The following is a 14,947-nucleotide window of genomic DNA, read 5'->3' on the forward strand; positions in this document are numbered from 1 at the left end:
AACGGAACTTCGAACATGCGCTTGCTGGTCCGGTTTTTGGGTTTCATGTTTGCCGCCGGGACCGTCGTGTTCCTGGTGGGCGTGGCCGGCGTCGCAGGGGCGATCTGGCATTTCTCCAAGGACCTGCCGGACTATTCGCAGCTTCAGGATTACGAGCCGCCGGTCATGACGCGCGTGCACGCCTCCGACGGCGCGCTGCTCGGCGAGTATTCCAAGGAGCGCCGTCTCTATCTGCCGATCCAGGCGGTGCCCAAACTCGTCATCAACGCGTTCCTGGCGGCCGAGGACAAGAACTTCTACGAGCACGGCGGCATCGACTTCACCGGCATGGCGCGCGCGGGGGCGCTGTATATCCAGAATTACGGCTCCAACCGCCGTCCGCAGGGCGCCTCGACGATCACCCAGCAGGTCGCGAAAAACTTCCTCCTGACCAACGAGGTCTCCTTCACCCGCAAGATCAAGGAAGCCCTGCTGGCGATGCGCATCGAACGCGCCTATTCGAAGGACCGCATCCTCGAACTCTATCTCAACGAAATCTATCTCGGTCTCGGCGCCTACGGCATCGCCGCTGCCTCGCTGGTCTATTTCGACAAATCGGTTAACGAACTCACGATCTCGGAAGCCTCCTATCTGGCGGCGCTGCCGAAGGCGCCCGCGGCGCTGCATCCGGTGCGTAACCGCGATCGCGCGGTGGAGCGGCGCAACTACGTGATCGATCGCCTGGTGGAAAACGGCTGGATCAAGCAGGCCGACGCCGACAAGGCCCGCAAGGAACAGCTCAACGTCACCAGCCGCGGCAATGGCGCGCACACCTTCGCCGGCGAATATTTCGCCGAGGAAGTCCGGCGCGACATCTTCGAGCGCTACGGCGAAAAGAAGCTGTACGAAGGCGGCCTGTCGGTCCGCGCCACACTCGATCCGAAGATGCAGGTGATGGCGCGCAAGACCATGGTGGCCGGTCTCGTCAGATATGACGAAGCTCAGGGCTGGCGCGGACCCGTGAGCAAGCTCGATATCTCAGGCGACTGGGGCGTGAAGCTTGCCGATGTCAAATCGCTCAACGACATCTCGCCGTGGCGGATGGCCGTCGTGCTCGAGACGTCCGACCAGTCGGCGCGGATCGGCTTCCAGCCAAGCCGCGAACTCGGTGGCGCCGTCAGCAAGGTCAGGCAGACCGGCATCATTACGCTCGACGGTGTGCGCTGGGCCAAGGCGGCCTCCGGGCCTGCAAGGGGCAGGACGCCGACCTCGGTGGCGCAGGTGCTGTCGCCGGGCGACGTGATCTATGCCGACCCGCTGTTCGACAAGGAAGGCAAGCCGGTCGAGGGTCAGTATCGCCTCCGGCAATTGCCTGAAGTGTCCGGCGCCATGGTCGCGATGGACCCATGGACCGGCCGCGTGCTGGCGATGGTCGGCGGCTTCTCGTTCGACCAGAGCCAGTTCAACCGCGCGACCCAGGCCTATCGGCAGCCGGGCTCCTCGTTTAAGCCGCTGGTCTATTCGGCGGCGATGGACAATGGCTATACGCCGTCGACCGTCGTGGTCGACGCGCCCATCGAAATCGACCAGGGGCAGGGCGCCGGCGTCTGGCGTCCGGAGAACTATTCCTCCGGCAAATACGGCGGACCGACGACGCTGCGCAATGCGCTCCGGCAATCGCTGAACACCGTGACGGTGCGCCTCGCGCAGGACATCGGCATGCCCTTGATCGGCGAATATTCGAAGCGGTTCGGCGTTTACGACGAATTGCCGAATTATCTGTCCTACGCGCTTGGCGCCGGTGAAACCACTGTCATGCGCATGGTCACGGCCTATTCGATGTTCGCCAATGGCGGCCGCCGCGTGAAGCCCACCCTGATCGACCGCATCCAGGACCGCTACGGCCGCACCATCTTCAGGCATGACGCGCGCGAGTGCCGCGGTTGCGATGCGCCCGGCGGCTGGAAGAATCAGCCCGAGCCGCAGCTCGTCGACCGCCGCGAGCAGGTGCTGGACCCGATGACGGCCTACCAGATCACCTCGATGATGGAATATGTCGTGCAGGCCGGCACGGCGACGGTGGTCAAGGAAGTCGGCAAGCCGATTGCGGGCAAGACCGGCACCACCAACGACGAAAAGGACGCCTGGTTCATCGGCTTCTCGCCGGATCTCGTGGTCGGCATCTATGTCGGCTTCGACAAGCCGCGCAACCTCGGCCGCGGCATGACCGGCGGTCATCTCGCCGCGCCGATCGCCAAGGATTTTCTGAAACTCGCGCTCGCCGATAAGCCGCCGATCCCGTTCAAGGTGCCGGCCGGCATCAAGCTGGTCCGCGTCGATGCCAAGAGCGGCATGCGCGCCGGCCCGGGCGAGGGCGGCCGCACGATCCTCGAAGCGTTCAAGCCGGGCACCGCCCCGCCGGATAATTACTCCGTCATTGGTGTCGCCGACATGGACGGCCGGGTGCCGCAGGGATACCCGCCAGGTTATAACCAAGGCTATCAGCAAGGTTATCAGCAGCCCGACGCGGGCAATATCATGCGCCCGGGGACCGGCGGGCTCTACTAGTCCAAGGGCCCGTTACAATCATAAGCTGTGCTTGGATGTTACCTGACATCGATCCATGGATCGGGCCGTATCGCGGGTGAGCGAATTGCCCGATTTTGACCACGTGACCATGGGATAGCGTCAGACGGCGAATCCCTCGGTAGAGGGATTCTGCACGAGAACGAACGTCGGAACTACGACGCAACGGTTGGAATGAAACTTTGATATTGCGGTGGCTGTTGCGGTTTTCCGGCTTCTTGTTCGCGGCCGGAAGCGTGGTGTTCCTGGTTGGTGTCGCCGGTGTCGCGGGTGCGATCTGGCATTTCTCCAAGGACTTGCCGGACTATTCGCAGCTTCAGAATTATGAGCCGCCGGTGATGACGCGCGTGCATGCGGCAGATGGCGCGCTGCTCGGCGAATACGCCAAGGAACGGCGTCTCTATCTGCCGATCCAGGCGATGCCAAAGCTTGTCACTAACGCGTTCCTCGCGGCCGAGGACAAGAATTTCTACGAGCATGGCGGCCTCGACTTCACCGGCTTGGCACGTGCCGCCGTCCTCTATGTGCAAAATCTCGGCTCCAACCGCCGCCCGCAGGGTGCTTCCACGATTACCCAGCAGGTCGCGAAGAACTTCCTTCTGACCAACGAGGTCTCCTTCACCCGGAAGATCAAGGAAGCCTTGCTCGCGATGCGCATCGAGCGCGCCTATTCGAAGGACCGCATCCTCGAGCTCTATCTCAACGAGATCTATCTGGGCCTCGGCGCCTATGGCATCGCCGCGGCGTCGCTGGTCTATTTCGATAAATCGGTGAACGAACTCACGGTCGCGGAAGCCGCATATCTTGCCGCGCTTCCGAAAGCGCCGGGCACGCTGCATCCGGTGCGCAACCGCGACCGGTCGACCGAGCGGCGCAATTACGTGATCGATCGCCTGTTGGAAAACGGCTGGATCAAGCAGGCTGAAGCTGAGAAGGCCCGCAAGGAGCCGCTGGTCGTGACCAGCCGGTCCACTGCCGGGCACACCTTCGCCGGAGAGTATTTTGCCGAGGAAGTCCGGCGCGACATCTTCGAGCGCTACGGCGAAAAGAAGCTGTACGAGGGCGGCCTTTCGGTTCGCACCACGCTCGATCCGAAGCTGCAGGTCATGGCGCGCAAGACGGTGGCCGCCGGTCTCGTCAACTTTGACGAGGCACAGGGCTATCGCGGACCAGTCAGCAAGCTCGATATCTCCGGCGACTGGGGCATCAAACTCGCCGACGTCAAATCGCTCTCGGATATCTCGCCGTGGCGGATGGCGGTGGTGCTGGAAACGTCCGACCAGTCGGCGCGGATCGGCTTCCAGCCCGGTCGCGAACTGGGAGGCGCCATCTCCAAGGAACGGCAAACCGGCCTCATCACGCTGGAAGGTGTCCGATGGGCGAAGCCTGCCTCTGCCCCGGCTCGTGGTAAGGCGCCGGTCGCGGTCTCGCAAATTCTGTCGCCGGGAGACGTGATCTACGCCGATCCGCTGATCAAGGATGGCAATCCGGTCGAAGGCCAGTATCGCCTGCGGCAATTGCCTGAAGTGTCCGGCGCCATGGTTGCGATGGACCCCTGGACCGGCCGCGTGCTGGCGATGGTCGGCGGCTTCTCGTTCGACCAGAGCCAGTTCAATCGCGCGACCCAAGCCTATCGGCAGCCGGGATCGACGTTCAAGCCGCTGGTCTATTCGGCGGCGATGGACAATGGCTACACTCCTGCGACCATCATGATCGACGGGCCGATCGAGATCGATCAGGGGCAAGGCAGCGTCTGGCGTCCGGAGAACTTTTCGGTGGGCTCTTACCGCGGCCCCATTACGCTCCGTGAGGCCCTCAAATGGTCGGTCAACACCGTGACGGTGCGGCTCGCCCAGGATGTCGGCATGCCCCTGATCGGCGAATACGCCAAGCGCTTCGGCGTCTATGATGAATTGCCGAACTATCTTTCCTATTCGCTCGGCGCCGGCGAAACCACTGTCATGCGGATGGTCACGGCGTATTCGATGCTCGCCAATGGTGGCCGCCGCGTGAAGCCGACCCTGATCGATCGCATTCAGGACCGCTACGGCCGCACCATCTTCAGGCATGATGCGCGCGAATGCCGCGGCTGCGACGCGCCCGGCGGCTGGAAGAACCAGCCCGAACCGCAACTGGTGGACCGCCGCGAGCTGGTGATCGATCCGATGACGGCCTACCAGATCACGTCGATGATGGAAGGGGTGGTGCAGGGCGGCACGGCGTCGGTCATGCGCGAAGTGGGCAAGCCGATCGCCGGCAAAACCGGCACGACGAGTGACGGGAAAGACGTCTGGTTCATCGGCTATTCGCCGGATCTCGTCGTCGGTCTCTATCTTGGCTATGACAAGCCCCGCAGTCTGGGCAGAGCGGCCCAGGGCGGTCATACGGCCGCGCCGATCGTCAAAAATTTCATGAAGCTCGCGCTCGCGGACAAGCCTGCGACATCGTTCAAAGTGCCCGCCGGCATCCGGCTGGTGCGCGTCGATGCCAAGAGCGGCATGCGGCCAAGCCCGGGCGAGGGCGGCCGCGTCATCCTGGAAGCCTTCAAGCCGGGCACTGCGCCACCGGACAGCTACTCTGTCGTCGGGGTTGCCGACGGTGATGGACGGGCGCCGCAGCCGATTTATCCCGATGGCGACACGATGATGCGTCCGGGAACCGGCCGGCTGTATTAGTGCTTCCTTTTCGATTCCATCGAAACGAAGCTCTAGATTCTTGATTTGACGCGTTTTCTTGACGCGAACCGGTTTCCATCCCGCTCGAAAACGCTCTGACCGTTTGCGATTGCGCTTTGCGGCGGACGCCGCTACATCCCTCGCAAGTCAATCCAATAGCGGTCGGTGGCCGCAGACAGAAGAGACCATGCGCGCGGAAGTCGAACGTCTCGTAGAAGAGATCAAGCAGTCAGTCGGGCTGCTGAGGAGGCATCTTTGACGTCGAGAAATCGACGGCACGGCTGGCTGAGCTGAACACGCTCGCCGAAGATCCCAATCTCTGGAACGATCCCCAGAAAGCCCAGAAGCTGATGCAGGAGCGCACCTCGCTGGTGGACGCGCTCGAGGGCATCGGCAAGGTCGAGCGCGAGCTCGACGATAACGTCGAAATGATCGCGCTCGGCGAGGCCGAGAACGACGAAGGCGTTGTCGTCGAGGCCGAAAACGCCTTGAAGGCCCTGAAGAAGGAAGTCGCCCGCCGCGAGCTGGAAGCCCTGCTGTCGGGCGAGGCCGACAAGTTCGACTCCTATCTGGAGGTGCATGCCGGCGCCGGCGGCACCGAAAGCCAGGACTGGGCCCAGATGCTGCTGCGCATGTACACGCGCTGGGCCGAGACCCACGGCTTCAAGATCGAGTATCTCGAAGAGTCCCAGGGTGAAGAAGCCGGGATCAAGTCCGCCACTATCCAGATCAGCGGGCACAATGCCTATGGCTGGCTGAAGACCGAAGCCGGCGTGCATCGCCTGGTGCGGATATCGCCGTTCGATTCCAATGCGCGGCGGCACACCTCGTTCTCATCGGTGCAGGTGTTTCCCGTGATCGACGACTCTATCAAGATCGATATCAAGGAATCCGACGTGCGCACCGACACCATGCGCTCCGGCGGCGCCGGCGGCCAGCACGTCAACAAGACCGAGTCGGCGGTGCGCTTGACCCATATTCCGACCGGCATCGCTGTGGTCTGCCAGGCCGGCCGTTCGCAGCACAAGAACCGCGCGCAAGCCTGGGACATGCTGCGCGCGCGGCTCTATGAAATCGAGCTGAAGAAGCGCGAGGAGCAGGCCGCCGCCGATCAGGCCGCCAAAACCGATATCGGCTGGGGCCACCAGATCCGCTCCTACGTGTTGCAGCCCTATCAGATGGTGAAGGACCTGCGCACCGGCGTGCAGACCTCGGATACCGCGGGCGTGCTCGACGGCGACCTCGACGAGTTCATGGCGGCGACGCTGGCGCAGCGCGCGTTCGGCACCGCGCCCGGCCAGGTCGAGGACGTGGACTAGCCGATGGCAAAGGTCGGCTTCGTCGGGCTCGGCCGCATGGGTCATGGCATGGCCGGCCGTTACCTCGATGCCGGCTTTACCGTTTCTGTTTGGAATCGCAGCAAGGCAAAAGCGGAAGATTTGATCGCACGCGGCGCGCGCTGGGCTGCGTCTCCGGCCGACGCGGCTGATGGCGCCGACGCCGTCGTAACCATGGTCGCCGACGACGAGGCATCGCGATCCGTCTGGCTCGGCGAGAATGGCGCCGCAGCAAAGATGAAAGCGGGCAGCCTCGCGATCGAGTGTTCGACCGTATCGCACCAGCATGCACTGGACATGGCGCGCGAGGTGCGCGGGCGCGGCCTGGTCTACATCGATTGTCCCGTGACGGGGCTGCCGCAGGCGGCGGCAGCGGGCAAGCTGACCCTGCTTGTTGGCGCTGACGCCGCCGATCTCGATTCCGCAAAACCCTATCTCGCGCCAATCGGCGACGTGATCAGGCATTTCGGCGCTGTTGGCACTGGCACGGTCTACAAGCTGATCAACAATCTGATGGGCGCAGTGCAGATCGCGAGCCTTGCTGAAGGTATCGCGATGGCTGAGCAGGCCGGGCTCGATATGAATCTGGTGGCCGAAGCGATGGCGACCGGCGCGGTCGCGAGCCCGCAAGTGATCCGTCATTCAAAGCGCATGGTGGCGCGCGATTTCTCCGGCGCGTCGTTCACAGCGGCGCTGCGCCACAAGGATGCGGCCTATGCCGTGGCTCTGGCCGAAACGCTGCTGCCCGACATACCCGTCAGCCGCGCCGCGCTTGCTGTCTATGAGAGGGCGAAGGCAAGCGCGCCCGACGATGACGAAGGCAAGATGATCGAGATCGTCTCGCAGCTGAAATAGCGTTCGGAAATCGGGTGGACGGCCACGAGCGTCCGGTCCTAGCTGGTCGCGCGATTTCACCAGGTCCTTGCGAAATGACAGTCAGCGACGGCCGGATCGATGCGCGCGACTGGGTATTACTCGCCGTATTGTCGATCCTGTGGGGCGGCTCGTTCTTCTTCAACAGTGTCGTGCTGCGCGAGCTGCCGCCGTTGACGCTCGTGCTGTTGCGCGTGCTGCTCGCCGCCATGATCCTGTTGCCGGTGCTTTTCTTTCGGCGGCTGCCGTTTCCGAAGGGGTGGATGGGCTGGAGGCCGTTCTTCCTCGTTGCCCTCTTCAACAATGTGCTGCCGTTCTCGCTGATCGTCACCGGACAGATGTACATCCCGAGCGGGCTGGCTTCGATCCTCAATGCCACCACGCCGCTGTTCACGGTGGCGGTGATGGCGGCGGCGGGCGAGGAGAAGCTCATCATCAGGCGTGTGTCCGGTGTGATCGTCGGCCTTGTCGGCGTCGTGATCCTTCGCGGCAGCGCCCTCGGCTTTGCCAACGGGCAGGAGCTCGGCGTCCTGCTGTGTCTTGCGGCAGCGCTGAGCTATGGCATTTCCGCGCTGATAGCCCGGCGCGCGCTATCGGATTCGCCGCCGCTTGCCACCGCCACGTTTCAGCTAATGGCATCGAGCCTGATGATGGCTGTCGTCGCCGGCGTCTTGGAGCGTCCCTGGCAATTGCCAATGCCGGGCGTGGCGACATGGCTCGCGGTGCTCGGCCTTGCCGCGTTGTCGACGGCGCTGGCCTATATCGTTTTCTTCCAGGTGCTGCGTCGCTCCGGCGCCACCAACGTTATGCTGGTGACGCTGCTTGTGCCTGTCACTGCCATCCTGCTCGGCTCGTTCGTGCTCGGCGAGCAGATTTCGCCGCGTGAAATCGCGGGCGCGCTCGTCATCGGCAGCGCGCTGTTGTTGATCGACGGCCGGGTGCTGAAGTTTCTCGAACGTTAGTTCGCTTGCGCGGGCGAGGCGAGCCAACTTGACATTTGCCTATATAGCAATACGATTTGCTAAATAAGCAAGAGGGAGAACAGCGTGGTCTCGGCAGAAGCTGGCCGCCGCGCGCGCGAGGCGGCGCGCCTTGCCGGAATTGGAGCCGTCATTCGCAGGGCTCGTTCGGCGCGCGGTTTGACGCTTGATGAACTCGCCGGAATGGTCGGCCTGTCAGTGACATTTCTCTCGCGGATCGAGCGCGGACTGATCGCGTGTTCGATCGGTAATCTCCTGGAAATTGCTGGCGTCCTTCAGCTGCCGCCGGCTGAGTTGTTTGCCGACATCGAAGGCGAGGACCGGACGCGCGCGTATCGCGTGGTGCGGTCAATCGATGCCGTTCCAGCGAAGGGCGCTGACGCAAATTATGCCTGGTGCAAGCTCGCCTCGGGCATGGGCGAGCAGCGGTTGGAAACTTTCCTGCTCGAATTGTCGGCAAAACCGCACAAGCCGACGCTGGTCGCGCATCCCGGCGAAGAAATGTGCTTCGTGCTCGAAGGCAGCGTCGAATTTCAGGTGGGCGACGAAACCATCGCGCTGGAGCGTGGGGATTCGATTCATTTGCGCTCGGACGTACCGCACATGGCGTGGGCGCGCGGGTCCGGCACTGCGCGCCTGCTCATGGTGACATCAATCGAAAATCAGTCGGCCATCGCGGTTGAGTGGTGGAGCAATATTGCGGGCAGGAAAGGCGAACGAGAGAAGACTGCAAAAGGGAGAGCGAAATGAGCATCAGGAGCAAGGACATTCCCGATACGGCGGCCGCCAATGCGGAATTGACGACTGCGCGCGAAGCGTCGCGAAAGGACCACAAGCCATACGAGACGCGCCACTTCGACGAAGTCGAATGGGAGACGATCCGCTGGCCGGGCGAGACAGGCAAAATGCTTTTTCATCCACGACCGGAACGTCCGACCGAACCGAATGCGGGAATTTTGCGGCTTGAGCCCGGCGCTTATCACCCTGAGCACTATCATGGCTTCGCGCAGGTCTGGCATATCCTCAAAGGTGAGTTTTCAATCGACGGCACGCTGCATGGGCCGGGGACGGTGCTGTTCCATCCCGACCCGCACTTTGAAGGCGAATTCCGCACCGAAACGGGCGGGGAGATATTCATCGTCCAGTACCCTGGTCCGACGACCGGTGAGCGCCCGATCTATAGCGGCCGGTTCAACATGGCGGAACGCAAGGCAGTTGCGAGCGAACGCGTCGATCTCTGAGGGGGCGGATCAGCTGACTTCAGGAACTATCGCGCAGGCTGGCTGGAAGCCGATTTCGTCTTCCATTCGGCAAGCCAGTTTCTGAACCTGCCGCTGTCGCGCTCGGCGCCGTGCCAGGCCGCGGTTACTGTGCCGTCCTCGGCAACCATGATGACGGCATCGAGCCCCTTGGAGCGGCGCAGCGTGTCGATTGCCTGCTGCGGCGTTTGGGCGATCGGGCCTGCGACGTTGAAGGACGTGTTGACGGACAATTCGACGCCGATATGGCGGCCGAGCGCCTTGAGATAGGCGTAGGTGAGGGGATCGTCGCCTGCGCGCACGATCTGGATGCGGCCAGTGCCGTCGGCGTGGATGACGGCCGGTATTTTTTCCCGCGCATGCGGTTTCGAATGCGCGGTCAGCACCATGTAGTTATAGGCGTTATAGTCGTCGTCCGAGGCGCCGGGCAGCAGTTCGAAATATTCCCGTGCTGCCTCCAGCGTCGCCATCGGCGCCAATGGGCGGATGGCCTCGCGATATTTGACGCGCGCATTGAGGAGCTCGCGCGCCGCGGGGTCGCACGGGTTGGCGAGGATCGAGCGATGGCCAAGCGCGCGGGGGCCGGTTTCGGCCGGGCCCTGGTACAGCGCGATCACGCCGCTTTGCGCCACCATGAACGCCATCAGGTCGGCGACCGCTTCGAGGCCTTCAGGTGTCGAGATATCGCCGATCGGCTGCGAGGCAATGTCGTCAGCCGCAACCGCGCTGACGATCTCGCCCTGCGAGGGTGGCGTGCCGCAATAGAAGGCGTGCGTCATCGGCGCCCCGCGTGGAGCGCCCGCCAGATGCGCGAACAGCCAGGCGGCGCCGATGGTGACGCCGGGATCGCCGGGGACTGGCGGCACCCACAGATGCAGGCGTGCGCCGCGCTGCTGCGCCTTGGCGAACCTGGCCTCATTGAAATGTTCGAGCAGCCGCATATTGCCGACCGCGTTCAACGCGACGCCGCCGGTCAGCACCAGCCGGTTCGCGCCTGATACGCGCAAGAGATGATCGACGACGTGGATCATGGCATCCTCGAACACCAGTTGCGTCGCGGCCGCCTTATCGAGTCGGTCCTTGGTGTCGGGACGGTGGTGGATATCCTCGACACGCAGCACCGCATCGGGATTCCAGAGCTGGTCCGGCCTGAGCGGCTCGCCTAGGATGTCCGTGAGCGCCTGCTTGTACGGATCATCGAACGGATCGCAATACCAATTGGCCATGGCGCGATTGAGTCTGATTTCGCCGTTCGCACCGAAATGCAGCACGTCGCGCAATTGCGCATAATAGGGATTGCTGGCGCGGCTCATCTCGCCCCAGGCGGCGGCGCCCATGTAGCGGCCCTCGCAGGAAAGCCAGGTCCAGCCGCCCTGCGTCGACGAGATCACGCTGTAGAACGCGCCGAGTGAATCAAACATGCTGTCGTTGCAATAGAGCCGGCGCATCGCGGCATGCTCGACGACATAGAGCGAGATCGAGCCTTGGTCGCCGGTACCGTCGAGCACCGCAATTGCCGTCGGCTCGCCGTCATCGGCAAACGGGGAGGCGGCATAGGAGAACCAGGCGTGGTTGTCGTGATGCGGCAGGCAGATCAGCGGCACGCGCTCGGCAAGGGCGAGCTGGCGGGCAAGGATCTTTGGCGTCCGCGTCATCTGGTCGAGGCGGCGGCCGTCGAAACCGGCGGCCTCGGTGGTGCGCAAGAGTTTCAGGCTCGGCGGCAACTCCTCGAGCACGGAACGCGCCAGCGTGCCGGCGAGCGTCGGATAGTCCCAGCTCGTCAGCCACGCATCTATATCGCCGATGTCGCGGCCCATCTTCCGCAGCGTTGCGACCGCCGCGTCGATCGATAGTTTGGGGTATTCGGTCGTGTGCTTGTTGCCGGAAAAACGTTCTTCCTCGTTGTTGACGATCAACCGGGGCCCGTGCGCCTGCGTCACCTCGACCAGCGCCAGACCGGAATTATGCGTACCCGGCGCGCCGAGGCCTGCGAGATAAACGGTTTCACCCCGCGCAAGCTTCTCGCGGACGTGCGCGATCCGCGCGTCGGCGAAGGCAGAGCCGAGCTGGTGAAATCCCGCGGTAGCCATGGTTTTCGCCGCGAGCCAGCGCGCGAAGCTGTAACCACCGGCTGCCAGCCTTGGATGCCGCGGACCAATTCGTCTCTTCTGTTTCAACCCTGTGCAACCTCTGGAGCCTTGCAATCACGCCAGCTCAATGGCGCCAGGGTGCATCAACCACAATTGGCGTCCGGCAACAATGCTGTTTCGTCGTTGCGAAACAAGCACATGCTTACAAGAGTTGAAGCAAGTCGGGCACTAGAGGGACTGGAATAAGGCACCACAACGTGGTGCCTTATCTCGACTCGCTATTCCGGAATATCCGGCTCCACGAGCAACGCGAGCTGCGCGAGCGACTGTTGCCAGCCCAAATAGCAGGATTCGACCGGAATCACCGTCGGCAGATTCGTCTGTTCGATGTTGATTTCGGTTCCGACCGAAACTGCTTTCAAGTTCACAGTCACCTCGATGACGCCAGGCAAATTGGGATCGTCGAAGCGATCAGTGTAACGGATACGCTCGTTGGGCACGATCTCCAGATATTCTCCGCCGAACGAATGACCCGCGTTCGTGGTGAAGTTCGTGAATGACATCCTGAATGTGCCGCCGACTTTCGGCTCGAAATGGTGGACCTTGCAGGTGAAGCCGTAGGGCGGCAGCCACTTGGCCATGGCATCCGCATCGAGGAAGGCGCGAAAAGCCTTCTCCGGCTTGGTGGCGAGGACACGGTGCAAACGAACGGTATTGCCTTGGGACATGACGTTATCTTCTCCATTGCTGAGCGGAGGCGCCGGATTTGGCTGGGTTAGCTCAGTCTATGCCACAAGGACGTGTCGCCTCGATGTGATCCGACATCGCTAAAAAAGTTTTCGGCGCGGACGTGCCGGTTCCGTCTTAGCTAACGTAGAACAGCGGCGATGAGTAGCGGATGTATTTCGCGAGCACGCCAGTTCCGACAGGGCGATGCTAGCCCGCGCTGAGTCTCACGCCGGCGCGCAGGAATTTCTGCGGATCGACGGGGTCGCCGTCGATGCGCGTTTCATAGTGCAAATGCGGCCCCGTGGAGCGGCCGGTCGAGCCGACGGCACCGATCACCTGGCCGATCCTGACGACATCGCCAACCCTGACGTGAATCTCCGAAAGATGACCGTAGCGGGTCGATAGCCCATTGCCGTGATCGATCTCCACCATGCGGCCGTAACCACCCTGCCATCCCGATGACACCACCTTGCCGTTCGCGGTGGCGCGCACGGGATCGCCGGTGGCGGCGCGGAAGTCGAGGCCGGTGTGCATGGCGGGACGGCCAAGGAAGGGATCGCTGCGGACCCCGAAGCCTGAGGTGAATTCGACCTCGCCAACGACGGGCTTGCGATAGGGCACCAGCGCCAGCGTCGCGTTCAGGCGCTGCATTTGGGTGCGCGCGATATTGATCCGGTGAAGCTGGCGCTCGAACGCGCCGGCATCGGCCGGCAGCTTCACCGGCACGAAGGGACCGCCGATGGCAGAGCGCGGCGTTGCCGCCTCGAGTTGCGCCATGTCGAGGCCAAGGTCAGTGAATACGCCGCGCATCCGACGCACACGCGATTCCATGCTGACCTCGACCGCGCTGAGCGCCGCCATCTGGCGCCGCTCGACGTTATCAAGCGAGTTCTGCAGACGCACCAGCACATTGTCGACGCCCTGCACCTTGGCGAATTGATTCTGCTGCGGCTTGATGACAATGGGCGCGCGTGATTCTAGTCGCGCCTCGCGATCCGGCGGCGCCACGAAGATCACGGTATCGCTGATCGGCGAGGGTTTTAGGGAGCCGGAAGCGGGGGGCTCCACGCCGCGGGCCGGAGGCCGAATCGAGCCGGTGGCGCCAACATCGGGGATGGCGCCGAGCGCAGTGGCACGAGATTCGAGCGCGGTCTGACGGCGCATGATCTGGTCGAGTTTCTGGTCGAACTGTTCCTGATCGAGCAACTGGCGGCTGGTGGTGCGGTCGACCTTGGCGCGCAATTCCGCGATACGGTCCTCATAGGCGTATTGCATCTCGGCCTGACGGGCGATCAGTCGCGTCAGGACGTCATCGCGAAACGCGAAATAGGTGGCGGTCGCCGCCGACCAGATGCCGAGCAGCACGATCGTGCCGACGACGATCCAGAATACGACGGGGCCGAACCGGACCTGCTTGCCGGCGTGGGCAATTGTGTAGCCGTCCGCGTCCACCGTGGCGGCCGCCCGGGCCGCGTGCGGTGCCGGACGCCGCGGTGGTGTTCGGCCGTAATCCTGGGGGTGATGGTGATCGGAATAATGGCCAGAACGGTACGACATCGGCACTCCCGCGCCGGTCGGAAAAGTTCCGTACGGCTCATTTGCGATGCCGATTTGAGCCTCTCATGGTTAATTTTCGGGAAATGGAACAGGCCAAATCACATGGCGCGGACGGCCTCGAGGACCTCATCGGCATGGCCGTCGACTCGCACATTGCGCCAGATCCTGGCGATCCGCCCATCGGCACCCACCACAACCGTCGTTCGAATAATGCCCATGAAGGTCCTGCCATACATCGATTTTTCGCCCCAGGCGCCGTAGGCCTCCAGCATCTCATGTTGCTCATCCGAGACCAGAGGAACGGAAAGCTCGTGCTTGTCGCGGAACGATTCCTGGGCCTTTACGGTGTCTGCGGAGATGCCGAGTACCGCGGCCCCTGCGTCGGCAAAGGCGCCGCTCAGTCGCGTGAAATCGATCGCTTCGCGGGTGCAGCCGGGCGTATCGGCCCGGGGATAGAAGAACAGGACGAGCTTCTGGCCCGCATAGTCGGCCAAGGACACGCTGCCGCCGCCGTCGCGGGGCAGCTTGAAAGCCGGCGCCATGGCGCCTTCGGCCAGCCCGGTTCCGACGGCCGGCCTGCGCGCATCCGATAGGTTGGATTTTATTAACGGTTTAGGTGTCGGCTTATGCGATGATTTGGCTGATGCGGTTTTGGCCGTCTGGACAGATTTCTTGGGCGGTTTCCGGACGAGCTCTTTTGCGGTGGCTTTGGCGGTCTTGGCGGCAGGCTTTTTGGCCGATGCCGTCGCCCCGCGGCGGGCGGTCTTGCTGGCCGTCTTACTCGCTGCCTTGGCCGCAACTGGTTTTCGGGCGGGCGTCTTGCGGCTTTTGGGGGATGGCTTGGAGGATTTCTTGCGCGTTTTCTTGGACATACGCCTTCCT

General features: G+C 63.1%; 11 protein-coding genes. 7 read left to right on the forward strand and 4 right to left on the reverse strand.

Features of this window, described 5'->3' with window-relative positions:
* Positions 1–15 precede the first annotated feature (15 nt).
* The 7 genes from J6524_RS01705 (at position 16) to J6524_RS01735 (ending at position 9,671) form a co-directional block, all read left to right on the forward strand.
* Positions 16–2,547, forward strand: a complete 2,532-nt coding sequence (locus J6524_RS01705) for a penicillin-binding protein 1A (RefSeq protein ID WP_225668514.1) — start codon at positions 16–18, stop codon at positions 2,545–2,547.
* A gap of 206 nt (positions 2,548–2,753) precedes the next feature.
* Positions 2,754–5,240, forward strand: a complete 2,487-nt coding sequence (locus tag J6524_RS01710; protein ID WP_225669304.1) for a penicillin-binding protein 1A — start codon at positions 2,754–2,756, stop codon at positions 5,238–5,240.
* Between the two features lie 187 nt (positions 5,241–5,427).
* A protein-coding gene (gene prfB, locus J6524_RS01715) for a peptide chain release factor 2 (RefSeq protein ID WP_225668516.1) occupies positions 5,428–6,559 on the forward strand; the annotation gives its coding sequence in 2 pieces (ribosomal slippage) (positions 5,428–5,496 and positions 5,498–6,559; 1,131 coding nt in all).
* Between the two features lie 3 nt (positions 6,560–6,562).
* On the forward strand, positions 6,563–7,432 hold the full coding sequence (locus J6524_RS01720; protein WP_225668518.1) for an NAD(P)-dependent oxidoreductase: 870 nt from the start codon (positions 6,563–6,565) through the stop codon (positions 7,430–7,432).
* Positions 7,433–7,506: 74 nt separating this feature from the next.
* The gene (locus tag J6524_RS01725) at positions 7,507–8,412 is read left to right on the forward strand and encodes a DMT family transporter (protein ID WP_225668520.1); all 906 of its coding nucleotides are present in this window, start codon (positions 7,507–7,509) and stop codon (positions 8,410–8,412) included.
* A gap of 84 nt (positions 8,413–8,496) precedes the next feature.
* Positions 8,497–9,180, forward strand: a complete 684-nt coding sequence (locus tag J6524_RS37565; RefSeq protein WP_225668522.1) for a helix-turn-helix domain-containing protein — start codon at positions 8,497–8,499, stop codon at positions 9,178–9,180.
* A complete protein-coding gene (locus J6524_RS01735; protein WP_225668523.1) occupies positions 9,177–9,671 on the forward strand; it encodes a cupin domain-containing protein in 495 nt (164 codons plus the stop codon). The genes J6524_RS37565 and J6524_RS01735 overlap by 4 nt, the downstream gene beginning before the upstream one ends.
* 26 nt (positions 9,672–9,697) lie before the next feature.
* On the opposite strand, the gene J6524_RS01740 is transcribed toward J6524_RS01735, so the two are convergent.
* The 4 genes from J6524_RS01740 to J6524_RS01755 all read right to left on the reverse strand — a co-directional run bounded on the left by J6524_RS01740 (position 9,698) and on the right by J6524_RS01755 (position 14,937).
* Complete coding sequence (locus J6524_RS01740) at positions 9,698–11,779, reverse strand: carbamoyltransferase C-terminal domain-containing protein (RefSeq protein ID WP_225668525.1); 2,082 nt, start codon at positions 11,777–11,779, stop codon at positions 9,698–9,700.
* Positions 11,780–12,057: 278 nt separating this feature from the next.
* The gene (locus tag J6524_RS01745) at positions 12,058–12,507 is read right to left on the reverse strand and encodes an SRPBCC family protein (protein ID WP_225668527.1); all 450 of its coding nucleotides are present in this window, start codon (positions 12,505–12,507) and stop codon (positions 12,058–12,060) included.
* Between the two features lie 208 nt (positions 12,508–12,715).
* Positions 12,716–14,065, reverse strand: a complete 1,350-nt coding sequence (locus J6524_RS01750; protein WP_225668528.1) for a M23 family metallopeptidase — start codon at positions 14,063–14,065, stop codon at positions 12,716–12,718.
* Positions 14,066–14,163: 98 nt separating this feature from the next.
* Positions 14,164–14,937: a peroxiredoxin gene (locus J6524_RS01755; RefSeq protein WP_225668530.1), complete on the reverse strand. Its 774-nt coding sequence runs from the start codon at positions 14,935–14,937 to the stop codon at positions 14,164–14,166.
* Positions 14,938–14,947: the final 10 nt, after the last annotated feature.

The sequence above is a fragment of the Bradyrhizobium hereditatis genome, assembly GCF_020329435.1.
Lineage (GTDB): Bacteria > Pseudomonadota > Alphaproteobacteria > Rhizobiales > Xanthobacteraceae > Bradyrhizobium > Bradyrhizobium hereditatis.